The sequence below is a fragment of the Nocardia sp. CS682 genome, assembly GCF_004634405.1.
Taxonomy (GTDB): Bacteria; Actinomycetota; Actinomycetes; order Mycobacteriales; family Mycobacteriaceae; genus Nocardia; species Nocardia ninae.
The window spans coordinates 5013585-5026210 of record NZ_CP029710.1 but is presented as its reverse complement, the minus strand read 5'-3'; the positions used below and the strand labels follow the sequence as shown (position 1 = coordinate 5026210).

11 protein-coding genes are annotated in these 12626 nt (G+C 67.6%); 6 read left to right on the top strand and 5 right to left on the bottom strand.

The genetic code is table 11. From position 1 onward, the window contains the following. Positions 1–55: 55 nt before the first annotated feature. Both atzF and DMB37_RS22645 read left to right on the top strand, forming a co-directional pair. Positions 56–1780, top strand: coding sequence for an allophanate hydrolase (gene atzF, locus DMB37_RS22650; RefSeq protein WP_135234423.1), 1725 nt, complete (start codon positions 56–58; stop codon positions 1778–1780). Between the two features lie 142 nt (positions 1781–1922). Then, positions 1923–3155 (top strand): FAD-dependent monooxygenase, encoded by a 1233-nt coding sequence (locus DMB37_RS22645; protein ID WP_135234422.1) that lies wholly within the window; start codon positions 1923–1925, stop codon positions 3153–3155. A gap of 54 nt (positions 3156–3209) precedes the next feature. Here the strand turns inward: DMB37_RS22645 and DMB37_RS22640 are convergent, their stop codons facing one another. Together DMB37_RS22640 and DMB37_RS22635 are read right to left on the bottom strand one after the other, a co-directional pair. Beyond that, positions 3210–3800, bottom strand: coding sequence for a TetR/AcrR family transcriptional regulator (locus DMB37_RS22640; RefSeq protein ID WP_135234421.1), 591 nt, complete (start codon positions 3798–3800; stop codon positions 3210–3212). Then, positions 3797–5023 carry a cytochrome P450 gene (locus tag DMB37_RS22635; protein WP_135234420.1) on the bottom strand — a complete coding sequence of 409 codons (1227 nt, stop codon included), beginning with the start codon at positions 5021–5023 and terminating at the stop codon, positions 3797–3799. Before DMB37_RS22635 ends, DMB37_RS22640 begins: the two co-directional genes overlap by 4 nt. 718 nt (positions 5024–5741) lie before the next feature. Here DMB37_RS22635 and DMB37_RS22630 point away from each other — a divergent pair. Next, positions 5742–6182 carry a hypothetical protein gene (locus DMB37_RS22630; RefSeq protein ID WP_240771619.1) on the top strand — a complete coding sequence of 147 codons (441 nt, stop codon included), beginning with the start codon at positions 5742–5744 and terminating at the stop codon, positions 6180–6182. 139 nt (positions 6183–6321) lie between these two features. On the opposite strand, the gene DMB37_RS22625 is transcribed toward DMB37_RS22630, so the two are convergent. Then, entirely contained in the window at positions 6322–7809 is a 1488-nt protein-coding gene (locus DMB37_RS22625; RefSeq protein ID WP_135234419.1) for a catalase, read from the bottom strand. A gap of 71 nt (positions 7810–7880) precedes the next feature. Continuing rightward, positions 7881–8306, bottom strand: a complete 426-nt coding sequence (locus DMB37_RS22620; protein WP_135234418.1) for a Fur family transcriptional regulator — start codon at positions 8304–8306, stop codon at positions 7881–7883. Positions 8307–8644: 338 nt separating this feature from the next. On the opposite strand from DMB37_RS22620, the gene DMB37_RS22615 reads away from it, so the two are divergent. Beyond that, on the top strand, positions 8645–9997 hold the full coding sequence (locus DMB37_RS22615) for a serine hydrolase (protein ID WP_135234417.1): 1353 nt from the start codon (positions 8645–8647) through the stop codon (positions 9995–9997). Positions 9998–10062: 65 nt separating this feature from the next. After that, on the top strand, positions 10063–11403 hold the full coding sequence (locus DMB37_RS22610) for a serine hydrolase (RefSeq protein ID WP_135234416.1): 1341 nt from the start codon (positions 10063–10065) through the stop codon (positions 11401–11403). Position 11404: 1 nt separating this feature from the next. Here the strand turns inward: DMB37_RS22610 and DMB37_RS22605 are convergent, their stop codons facing one another. Beyond that, on the bottom strand, positions 11405–11917 hold the full coding sequence (locus DMB37_RS22605; protein WP_135234415.1) for a PaaI family thioesterase: 513 nt from the start codon (positions 11915–11917) through the stop codon (positions 11405–11407). A 76-nt stretch (positions 11918–11993) separates the two neighbouring features. On the opposite strand from DMB37_RS22605, the gene DMB37_RS22600 reads away from it, so the two are divergent. Further along, positions 11994–12623, top strand: coding sequence for a TetR/AcrR family transcriptional regulator (locus DMB37_RS22600; RefSeq protein WP_167768904.1), 630 nt, complete (start codon positions 11994–11996; stop codon positions 12621–12623). Positions 12624–12626: the final 3 nt, after the last annotated feature.

The following is a 12626-nucleotide window of genomic DNA, read 5'->3' as shown; positions in this document are numbered from 1 at the left end:
CGCGCGAATGCCAAGGTAGAACTGCGAACCGTCAAGCAATGATCGGAGTCGACCCATGTCTGCCGACAGCTCAGGCAACAGCCCATCACCCACCGAGCGAGTGCGGGCCGCGTATCGGCGGATCGCCGAGGTGGATCGGCCCGAAGTGTGGATCACTCTGCGACCCGAGCACGAGGTCGCCGCCGACGCGGCGGCGGTCGAGCAGCAACTCGCCGGAGGTGCGTCGCTCGCGCTGGCCGGCGTGCTGCTGGCGGTCAAGGACAACATCGACGTCGCCGGGCTGCCGACCACCGCGGCCTGCCCGGAATTCGCCTACACCCCCGACGTCACCGCGTCCGCGATCGAGCGACTGGTCGCGGCGGGCGCGATCGTGCTCGGCAAGACCAACCTCGACCAGTTCGCCACCGGCCTGGTCGGCGCCCGCAGTCCGTACGGCGCCGTGCGCAACGCGCACGATCCCACGCTGATTTCCGGCGGTTCCAGCTCCGGTTCGGCGGCGGCGGTGGCGCTGGGCATCGCCGATATCGGAATCGGCACCGACACAGCGGGTTCCGGCCGAATCCCGGCGGCGTTGCACGGAATCATCGGTCTCAAAGCCACTTTGGGCATCATCCCGGCCCACGGTGTCGTGCCCGCCTGCGCGGACTACGACGCGGTCACCGTATTCGCCACCGACCTCGCCGACGCGGTGACGGCCGCCGCGATCATGTCCGGACCGGAACCGCGTGATCCGCGCAGCCGCGGCTGGCCCGCCGATGTCCGGTTGGCGGCACCGCAGGCACCGCGCATCGCGATCCCCCGCGCCGCGGACCTCACCGCGTTGAGCGGGCCGTACCGGGACGCCTTCGCTCGAACTGCCGCTGCCGCAGCGGCATCCGGCGCGAAGCTCGACGAGATCGACATCTCCGGCCTGCTCGACGCCGCACTGCTGCTCTACGACGGCGCGATCGTCGCCGAGCGGCACGCCTCGGTCGGCGCTTTCCTGGCTACGGCACCCGCAGGCGCCGATCCCACGGTGGCCGCCATCATCGAAGCGGCGGGGAGGACAACGGGTCCCGAGTTCGCCGCCGATCTCGACGCACTGGCCCGTGCCCGGGCCGCAGCGGCGGTCCTCCTCGCGGGATTCGACGCGCTCTTGTTGCCGACGACCACCGAGCATCCGAGTATCGCTGCGGTACAGGCGGATCCGCTAGGTATCAACAAGAGGCTCGGTACCTACACCAACTTCGGCAACCTGCTCGACCTGGCGGCGATCGCGATCCCCGGCCGACCCACCGCCGACGGTGCGCCGTTCGGCGTCATGCTGGTGACGCCGGCCTTCGCCGATCAGGTCGGCGTCGATCTCGCCGCCCGCCTGCTCGGTGCCGAGTCCACGCCGCTGCTGGTCGAGCGCGGTGTCGAGCTGGCCGTTTTCGGCGCGCACCTGCGTGGCCAGCCCTTGCACTGGCAGCTCGAACAGCTCGGCGCCCGCTTCGCCGGAGACATCCACACCACCGACGCCTACCGCCTGATCGCCCTGGCCACCACGCCGCCGAAACCGGGACTCGTGCGCCACGGCGACGGCCTCGGCGCCCCCATCGCCGGTGAGTTGTTCCGCGTCGCCGAGGCAGGACTCGGCGGGTTTCTCGCCGCCCTGCCCGCCCCCATGGCGCTGACCAGCATCGAATTGTCCGACGGCCGTTCGGTCATCGGCTTCGCCTGCACCTACGAGGCCGCGGCCACCGCGACCGACATCACCGCCTTCGGCGGCTGGAAGGCCTATCTCGAACAGCGCCCGTAGGTAGCACATCAGCGTCGGCCGAGCAGTCTCGCTGCGTCTCGACCTTGGCTACACATTCGTCTTACACATATGTACTAGACATTTGTGCAAGAAGTCTGTAGACATACGTCCAAGACATTCGAGTCGAGCAAGGGAACAGATCATGAGCGCCACCAACACCCAGCCCCGCGTCCTCATCGCCGGCGGCGGCATCGGCGGCAATGCGGTTGCGCTGCAACTACTTCGGGCGGGCATCCGGGCCACCGTGGTGGAGCGCGCCGCGGCGCCGCGGCCGGGCGGCCAGGCGGTCGACCTGAGGGGCCCCAGTGGTGCGGTCGCGGAGCGGATGGGGCTGATGCCCGGGATCCGCAAGTACCAGCTCGACGAGCGTGGCTTGAAGTTCGTGGACGCCGCGGGCCGCGACCTGGTGCGCATGCCCACCGAGCTGTTCGACGGCAAGGGCGGCGTCGCCGAAATCGAGATCACACGAGGCGATCTCAACCAGGTGCTACTCGACGCGCTAGCCGAGGCGGGCGGCGCGGACTACCGCTACAACGAGTGGATCACCGCTATCGGGCAGGACGAGACCGACGTCGAGGTCACCTTCGCCTCCGGCGCGCAGCAGCGCTTCGACCTCGTCATCGGCGCCGACGGCCTGCACTCCGGTACCCGCCGCATGGTGTTCGGCCCGGAAGAGCAGTTCTCCACCTACCTCGGCGGTTACATGTCCTTCTTCACGCTGCCGTCCCCCGACGACGTGGAGCACCACTGGTTCACCATGCACTCGCTGGTCGGCGCGACCAGTATCGGGCTGCGCCCCGACGCCGACCCGGCGACCGCCAAGGCCCTGATCACCATCCGTACCGACGCCGACCCGGCACTTCGCCGCGATGTCGCGGCCCAGCAGGACCTGATCCGGCAGCGGCTGGCCGGTGGCGGCTGGGAGTCGGCCAGGATCGCAGCCGCGATGGGCGAGGCGACCGACTTCTACTTCGACGAGCTGGCCAGGATCGACATGCCGAGCTGGTCGAAGGGCCGGGTCGTGCTGCTGGGCGACGCCGGGTACTGCGGTTCACCACTCACCGGCAACGGCACCGCGATGGCAATGATCGGGGCGTACGTGCTCGCCGGTGAAATCGCCGGGCACGCAGACGATCTCGCGCAGGCGCTGGTCCGCTACGAGGAAGTGCTGCGCCCGTTCATCGCCGCGGCGCAGGAACTCCCGCCGGGCGGGCTGAAGGCCATGACCCCCAAGACCAGCTTCGGCATCCGCGCGGGCCAGACGCTCAGCAGGCTGATGACCACGAAGGCGCTGCGGCCGCTCATGCTGAAGATGCTCGCCAAGACCGAGTCCTATGAACTGCCCGACTACACCACTCAGACCGTCGGCCGGTAGCTCGAAACGCGACGACCGCAGCCGCTCCCGGGCTTCGGTCGTCGCGCACAGCCGTTACTCGATCGTCGTCCGCTGGTCGAGCAGGAACGGCAGCGCGAAGTTGCGAAGCATTGCTCGCTCGTCGTCTTCGGTCGCACCGGGCAAGGTCAGCAGCGACACCATCACGCGCACGAACCATTGGCCGAGTCGGCGGGCCGCCCGCGCGGGGAGGTCCGGCCGGAAGCCGCTGACGAAATCGGTCGCGAGGGCGTCCACCACGTCCGACGAATTCGACAGCTGCGCAACGATTCCCGCGTTGGCCGGCGCGAACCATACGGCCAGATGTGGGGTTTTGCGTACCTCGGCGAGCAGCGCGGTGAGACCGTCGAGCAGTTGCTCACCCGGGTCGGTGGCGGCGGAGACGGCCGGATCGCGCCATACCCGCTCGACCACCTGGCGGGCCTCGCGTCCGGCGAAGGCGACGTACAGTGCCTGCCGGTTGTCGAAGTAGCGGTAGAGCGTCGCCCTGGAACAGCCTGCAGCCTGGGCGACTTCGGCCATGCCGACGCCGCTGACCCCCTTGTCGAGGAACAGCGCGCGGACCGCATCCAGGATGCGCTCGCTCGCCAGCTCGGCGCGGCCGTCCGCCAACCAGTCGCCGGTCATCCGGCACACCGGAACGGAACCGTGGTCGGCCTGCGCACGTACGGCCCGGGTGCGTATTCGACGGCGTCGATATCCACCGCGAAGTTCGGGAAACGATCGAGCAGCTCCGCCAAGGCCACCCTGGCTTGCATCCGGGCCGCGGCCGCGCCGAGGCAATGGTGCGGTCCGTGCCCGAAAGTGAGGATTCGCTGCGGGTTCCGGTCGATGTCCAGCGCTGCCGCGTCGGCACCGAAGGCGCGTTCGTCACGATTGGCGGAGCCGAACACGAGCAGGACCTTGCGCCCCGCGGGAATCGTCTTGCCGCCCAACTCGACCGTGCGCGTCGTCGTGCGCGCCAGACACTGCACCGGCGCCGTCAGCCGCGCGAATTCCTCTACGGCCGTGCGGATCCGGTCCTTGTCGGCGACCAACGCGGCGCGCTGCTCCGGATGTTGTTGCAGCAGTTGCACCGCACCACCGAGCAGGCCCGTCGTTGTGTCGTTGCCGCCGGCGACCATCGTCCAGGTGTAGGCCAGAATCTGCACCAGGCCCCGCACATCCGCGTCGTCCGCCGCCAGGCCGGCCTGCACCAGCAGCGACACCGTGTCCGTCCCCGGGTCGGTGCGCCGCCGCTTGATGAGTTCGGCGAAGTAGCCCATCATCGCCATCGAGGCGGGCAAGGCTTCGGTGCTCGCGCGATCAGTACTGCCCGCGACGACCGCGTCGGTCCACCCGTCGAACCGATCTCGATCCTCGGCGGGTACCCCGAGGTAGTAGGCCACCACCATGCTCGGCAGCGGCTTGAACAGCTGCTTGACGATGTCGCCGCCGCCGTCCGCGGCGATCCGGTCGAGGCGTTCGCGGACGAAGGCGCGCACCACCGGTTCCACCTCGGCGACCTGCCGTGGCGTGAACCCGCGGGCGACGAGCTTGCGAAAGTCGGTGTGCTCCGGCGGATCCTGCATGACCAGCGGCGGATTGTCGGCCAGCCCGATCTGTTCCAGCTCGCCGTACTCCACGGTCAGTCCGTCGCGCGAGGAGAAGGTCTCGCTGTCCCTGGCCGCCGCGTACACGTCCTCGTGCCGGGTGAGCACCCAGTAGTCGTGGTCGGGACGGGTCGGCGGCACCACGTGCTGCACCGGATCGTGTTCGCGCAGTGCGGCATACATCTCCCACGGCGAGGTCCAAGTGGCGCCCGAGCGGAGCTCGAAGACGGGAGCGGGCCGATACGCATCGATCACCATGTAGTGACGGTAAGACAGATACCAGATTATGTCTAGAACGAGTTCTACTTCGGTGGCGCCGGGCCGATCACCCTCCGAAACCGGTCCGGCTGCCCTCCCGAGTCGGGACCGTGCCGCGCACCCGCGGTTACCTTCGGCAGTGGCAACACGGTGATCGTTGCCGGTCAGCTCCCGGAAGAGCCTGCGAAAACGTGTCCGGTACCCGAGTGGCCTGCCAGGCCGGTCACCCCTCGAAGACCGGCCCGGCAAGCACTCTCCCCGAGGCCCGACCTGTCAACCCCTCGAAGACAGGTCGGGCCCCGTTCCCCACCCCCGGCGGTGGATCCAACACCGCCACCGGGCTCCCCCACCCGGCTCCCCGTCCGGGTTTCCCACCCCCGGTGGCGGTGTTGACACAAACAATGCACGGGCGGGCTTAGCACGCACTTAAGAACACCTTGCAGGCGGAAAGTCGCTGATGATGCGGCCATCTGGGCGGCGGATGTGCCGAGCCTGTAGCACCGAGCCTCGGATGGCGGATGATAGAGACGAGTGGCCGAGGAGATTGGGAGCGACGATGGAAACCGCAGTGGTCTGGGTGCTGGCCTGCCTGCTTTATTGGTGGGGCCTGCTGTAGTCATGCTCGACAGCCTGGCCGTAACCGGCCAGGTCTACTACACTCGGTCGTAGAGCTGTCGGCGTCGTAGTCGCCTTCGTCTCTCCTCCGATGGGAGTTACCATGGCTCACCCCGCCGCAGCCACGCCGGATCGCGGCATCGGTCCCGAATTCACCCGATTACGTTGGGCCACCGCCCTGTTCGCGGTCGCCTTACTCACTCACGGCGCTGATCACCTGCGCCGGGGCATGGACACCATTTCCAGCACCATCATGGTGCTCGGTACGGTGCAATTCGTCCTGGCCGTCGGCACCATCGCGCTGGTGTTCGCCGGTCATCGATGGGCGGCGCTCGCGGCCGTCGCCATCGGCTTCGTCAGCGCGGCCGGGTTCGTCCTCGTGCACCTTTTCCCGGACTGGTTCGGCCCGTTCAGCGACAGCTTCATCAATCCGCCCGCCTCGGCGAAGGTCAACGGATTCTCCTGGTTCGCAGCGATTTTCGAGATCATCGCCGACCTGCTCATCGGTGTGGCCGGACTGCGCGCCCGGCGTGCGGTGGCCTGATCGCTCCGGTTGCGTCAGCACCGGATGTCGACGACGGCCGGCAGGCTAACGATTCGCGGGCAAACGGACTGCGGTACATCGCAACAGCAGGTGCGCACCCGAACGGGTGCGCACCTGCTGATTACCTATATAACGTCGGTCAGCCCTGCGAAGGCGGCGGCGTCGGGGCACCGTCGAGCCCGGCGCGGACGCCTTCCTCGACGCGCTTGCCCAGGTCGGGATCCACGTTCGTCCAGTACTCGAAGACGCGGCTCAGCACCGGCTCCCGCACACCGCCGAGCACGTGCCCGACGATATTGCTCACCAGCCGGTCGCGCTGATCATCGTTGAGCACCTCGCGGACCAGCGTGCCCGCCTGGGTGAAGTCGCCGTCCTCGGCGTGCTCGACGTAGCCGGCCCGCACCATCGTCGGGTCGAACTCCCAGAGTCCGCCGTCGGGCGCCAGCGCCGGATCGGCGTGCGGACCGCCGAAGGAGTTGGGCGCGTACACCGGCACGCTCGCGTCGTTGTAGAAGTACCGCATAGCGCCCTCCTTGGAGTAGGAGTTCACCTCAGCGGCCCGCGGCAGGTTCGGCGGCAGCTGCGCGTAGTTGGTGCCGATCCGGTAGCGGTGCGCGTCGGCGTAGGCGAAGACGCGTCCGAGCAGCATCTTGTCCGGCGAGAAGCCGATGCCGGGAACCACATTCGAGGGCTCGAAGGCGGCCTGCTCGATGTCGACGAAGTAGTTGGCGGGGTTGCGGTTCAGCGTCCACTTGCCGACCTCGATCAGCGGGTAGTCCTTGTGCGACCACACCTTGGTCAGGTCGAACGGGTTGAACCGGTAGCCCTCGGCCTCGGCGACCGGCATCACCTGCACGTGCACCGTCCAGCTCGGGAACTCGCCGCGCTCGATCGCGTCCCACAGATCCTTGCGGTGGTAGTCGGCGTTCTCGCCCGCGATCCGATCCGCGTCGGCCTGGGTGAGGTAGTCGACGCCCTGATCGGTCTTGAAGTGGTACTTCACCCAGAAGCGCTCGCCCGCCGCGTTGATCCACTGGTAGGTGTGCGATCCGTAACCGTTCATGTGCCGGTAGGTCTTCGGGATGCCGCGATCACCCATCAGCCAGGTCACCTGGTGCGCCGTCTCCGGGCGCAGGGTCCAGAAATCCCACTGCATGTTGTGGTCGCGAAGTCCGTTGCCGGGCAGGCGTTTCTGCGACCGGATGAAGTCGGGGAACTTGATCGGGTCCTTGATGAAGAAGACCGGGGTGTTGTTGCCGACGAGGTCGTAGTTGCCGTCCTCGGTGTAGAACTTCACCGCGAAACCCCGTGGGTCACGCCAGGTGTCGGGGCTGCCCTGCTCACCGGCGACGGTGGAGAACCGAACCAGCGACTCGGTCCGCGCACCCGGCTGGAACAGCTTGGCCTTGGTATAGCGGCTGACGTCGTTGGTCACCACCAGCTCGCCGTAGGCGCCCGCGCCCTTGGCGTGCACGATCCGCTCCGGCACCCGCTCCCGGTTGAACTGCGCGAGCTTCTCGATGAGGTAGTGGTCGTGTAGCAGGATCGGGCCCTGAGTGCCCGCGGTGAGCGATTCGTTGTCGCTCTCCACCGGCGTTCCGGTGTTGGTGGTTGTCGGCTTGGTCATCGTCGAAGCCTCCTCGGCTGGTGAACAACGTCCCGGGTGGGCTGACCCGGGCTGGTCAGAGATGGCTGCCGCTACGCCGAACGGCAGGTCGGGCACAGCCCCCAGAAGACGACCTCGGCCTCGTCGACCGAGAACCCGTGCGCGTCATCGGGTTCCAAGCAGGGGGCGCTGCCCACGACACAGTCGACATCGACGACCGTGCCGCAGTTCCGGCACACCAGGTGGTGATGGTTGTCCCCGGTCCTGGCCTCGTACCGCGCGGCCGAACCGGCGGGCTCGATGCGCCGCAGCAGGCCGGCGTGCACGCAGGCGTGCAACACGTCGTACACGGCCTGGGTGGACACCGAACCCAACGCTTCGCGCACGGTGGCGGCCACCCGATCCGCATCGGCGTGCGGGGTGGCGGCGACCGCCTCCAGCACCGCGACCCGCGGGGCGGTGACCCGCAGACCGGCCGCGCGCAGCTGCGCCTTGGCGTCGGTGTGGTTGGTGTGCATGCCTCCGATACTCCTCCTTTTCTGGAATTAGTCAAGAAAAGGCGGGCGGCCACCCGCATGGCGCAGATCACATTCGATCGCGCGGAATACATCCGGGCGGATGGTCGTTGATGCTCACTGTCGGCGTCCGGACAGCCCCGGGCCTCACCCCTTTGTCGCTACGAGCGACCACCCGCCGAGAGGCGCTTGTGGGACGTCGACCTCGAGTCGTGACGCTGGCGTGGCGTCCGGCGACTCAGCGCCGCCAGGTTTTGCGACCTGGCGGCGTTTGTGATTTCCGGCCCGGCTCGCCGCTCGGTGGCCGGGGTTGGCCGAGCGACCGCGATAGCCTCGTGCGCATGGGGCGATTCGGTGGGTTTCTCGTCGTGCTCGCTGCGTTATCGCTGGTGGCGGGCAATATGTCCACCAGTAAGGCGCAGGCGGTACCCCATCGCGCACCCGATGAGGTGCGCTGCACGCCGCAGTCCGGGCGCGAGTTCGCGCGGGCGAAGCCGGAGCAGGTCGGCCTCGACAGCGAGCGCCTCGCGGCGGCGTTGGCCTTCGCCAGCACCCGCAACCGGCTGAATGTGCAGGTATTCCGGCACAACTGCCTGATCGGCGAGGGCCCGACGAACGACCAGACCGGCAACGTCGCCTGGAACATCTGGAGTTCCACCAAGAGTGTCGTCTCGCTGGTCGCCGGTATCGCCTGGGACCAGGGCAAGCTCGACCTCGCCGCACCGATCGACCGGTACCTGCCCGCCGAGCTCGGCGACGCCGAGCATCGCTCGATTACCGTGCAGAACCTGCTCACCGAGTCCTCGGGACTGAAGATCGGCGCCCTCACCGAGGGCATCACCGGGGTGGTCCCGATCGATCCGAACAGTGCCGTGCAAGCGCTGGGCATGCCGCTGGAGAATCCACCGGGTATCGAGTTCAGCTACAGCCAGCGCAACGTCGACCTGCTCACCTATGTACTCGAATTGGCCGTCGGTGAGCCGCTGCAACAATTCGCGCAGCGCGAGCTGTTCGACCCGCTCGGTATCCAGCGCGACGACTACTACTGGGCCCGCGATCGGGCCGGGCACACCTACGGTTACGCCCATCTGATGATCCCGCCGAACGATTTCGCCAAACTCGGGCTCCTCGTCAGCAATGCCGGCCGCTGGGGCACGGAGCAAGTCATCTCGGCGCAGTATCTGCGGCAAGCACTGACGCCCTCCTCCGCCAACGACTGCTACGGGTATCTGTTCTGGGTCGGACCCGAGTGCGCGGCAACCCTGTACAACGTGCCGCCCGACCTGTTCATGATGGACGGCCTCGGCATGCAGAACGTCTTCGGCATTCCGAGCCTGGACCTCACGGTGGTGTGGACCGGATTCTTCGGCAATCGCAGCAGCAAGGGCCTGACCGGCACCCTGCAGAACCAGGCCGAGCTGCCGTATGAGTTCTTCCGCAAATTGTTCGCCGCATTCCACCAGCGGCCGCTGCCCGATCCGGGCCCGTTCGTCGAACCGCAGGTGGAATTGGACCCGAACCAGTTCGTCGACCCGAACATCCTGCTCGCCGTATTCGGTATCGGGCCGGATACCTATCCCGGCTGCAATGTCTTCTCCTGCCTGGATTACCCGCTGGCCCCGCCCTTTTGGGATACGGCGCCGGGTTGCGCGATCCTGGTGTGCCTCGGCCCCGGCGCCCCGGGCATCCACTGATCCCCGGCGCACCACAACACGCCATTCGCCGGTCCACGGCGACCTCGCGCGATAGCCTCGTGCACATGGGGCGATTCAGTGGGTTCCTGGTCGGGTTCGCTGCGTTATCGCTGGTGGCGGGCAACGTCTTCATTGGGAGTGCGCAGGCCGCCACCGACCCGGTGTCCTGCGAAGTGCGCTCCGACCGCGAATTCGCCCGCGCGCTGCCTGAGCAGGTGGGCATCGACAGCGCGGGGCTCGCGGACGCGCTAGCTTTCGCCGCCACCCGAAATCGGATCAATGCCCAGGTATTTCGGCACAACTGCCTGATCGGCGAGGGCCCGACGAACGCGCAGACCGGCAATGTGGCGTGGAATATCTGGAGTGCCACCAAGAGTGTCGTCTCCCTGCTCGCAGGGATAGCTTGGGATCAGGGCAAACTCGATATCGCCGCGCCGATCGACCAGTACCTGCCGCCGGGACTCGGTGACTCCGTGCATCGGTCGATCACCGTGCAGAATCTGCTTACCGAAACCTCGGGCATGAAGGTCGGTGTCTTGACCGAGGGCGCCACCGCGGTCGTGCCGATCGATCCGAACAGCGCGGTGCAGGCACTCGGTGTGCCGCTGGACAATCCGCCGGGCACGGTATTCAGCTATAGCCAGCGCAATGTCGACCTGCTCAGCTATGTGCTCGAATTGGCGGTCGGCGAACCCCTTCAGCAATTCGCACAACGGGAACTGTTCGATCCGCTCGGTATCGAACGCGGCGACTACTACTGGGCGCGCGACCGGGCCGGGCACACCTACGGTTATGCGCATCTGCTGATCCCGCCGAACGATTTCGCCAAACTGGGGCTGCTGGTCAGCAATGAAGGGCGTTGGAGCACACAGCAAATCGTGTCGACCCGTTACCTGCGGCAGGCACGTCAACCCTCGCAGGCCAACCGGTGCTACGGATATCTGTTCTGGCTCGGGCCGGGCTGCGCGGAATCCGCGACCAACCTGCCGCCCGACACCTACATGATGGCCGGGCTCGGCTTGCAGAACGTCTTCGTCATGCCGAGCCTGGATCTGACGGTGGTGTGGACCGGGTTCTACGGCAATGTCAGCCGGTACGGACTGACCGGCACCATCCAGAACATCGCGGAGCTGCCGTACGAGTTCTTCCGCAAGCTCTTCGCGGCGTTCCACGAGCAGCCCGTTCCCGATCCCGGCCCGTACGTCGAACCACCGGTGCGACTGAACCCGAGCCAGTTCGTCGACCTGAACTTCGTGCTCGCGGTATTCGGCGCCGGACCGTACGCCTACCCGGGCTGTGATGTGCTGTCCTGCTTGCACTATCCCCTCGCGCCGCCCTTCGCGGATACCGCGCCGGGGTGCACGATCGTGATCTGTCTCGGCCCCGGCGCACCCGGCATCCGCTGAATCACACGCCGAGGAAAGGCAATTCGCCGTCTTCGGCGCCGTGGGCGCGGAAATGATCCGGCGAGACCACGATGAACAGCGCGTCGGCCTCGGCGATGAGCTCGCCGTCGAGTTCGAGCCGGGCGTAGATGTGCAGCTTGCGGGTGCCCTCGCGGCGATCCAGGTGCGCGGACACCGTCATCGGGCGGTGCAGCGGAGCGGGTTTGACGTAGTTCACCGTGATTTTCGCGGTCACCGCAGGGATTCCGGCGCCGGTCGGGACGCTGCCGCAGGCCTCGTCCAGCACTGCGGCGACTACTCCGCCGTGTGCCAGACCTGGTGCGCCCTGATGCTTTCGGTCGAAGGTGCAGCTACCGGTGAGGCGGCCGTCCACCAGCGTGGACACCATCGCGACACCGGCTCGATTGCGCGGACCGCAGCCGAAGCAGTGGTCGCCGTGCGGGGACAACGCATCGCCTGCGGCGCGCGGTGCGTCGTGCAGGCCGCGATCGGACGCTTCGGCAAGTCCGGTCATCCGCACTCCTCAATCGGGAATCAACTGTCTCCGGATTGAAGCTAGATTTAGGAAACATCCGTGTCAAGATGGCGTTGTGGCGAAGCAAGCACGAACCTACGGCGGTGTATCCGCCGATCAGCGCCGCGCCACCCGGCGTGAGCAGCTGCTGGAGGCGGCGTTCGAGGTGCTGGCGCTGGACGGGCCGGGCGGGCTGACCATCCGGGCCGTCGCGAAGCAGGCGGGGCTGTCCACCCGATTCGTCTACGAGAGTTTCACCGATCTCGACGACCTGGTGGTTGCGGCGTTCGAGCTGGCGTTCCGGCAGATGGCGGCGGCGGTCGACGCGGCGGTCGCGGCCGCGGGACCGGACCGCCGTGCTCAGGTCACGGCGCTGGTCGAGGCGCTGGCCGACTTCTTCCTGAGCGCGCCCGCCAAGGGAAAGCTGCTGTCCACCAAGGCTTATGGGCATCCGGCCGTGGCGGCGCGCCGACTCGCGCGGTCCGAGGACGTGTCGCGGACCTACGGAGCGCTGCTGCACGGGCTGCTGCCGGACCGCCCGGCCGACGATCCTGCCATCGATCTCACCGCACGATTCCTGGTCGGCGGCTTCGGCGAAACCAGCACCGCGTGGATCCAGCAGTCGCTGCCCTACCCGCGGGACGAATTCGTGCACGACAATGTCGAGCTCTTCCTCGCGGCCATTGCCGCCCTGGAACGGTTGTAGGGC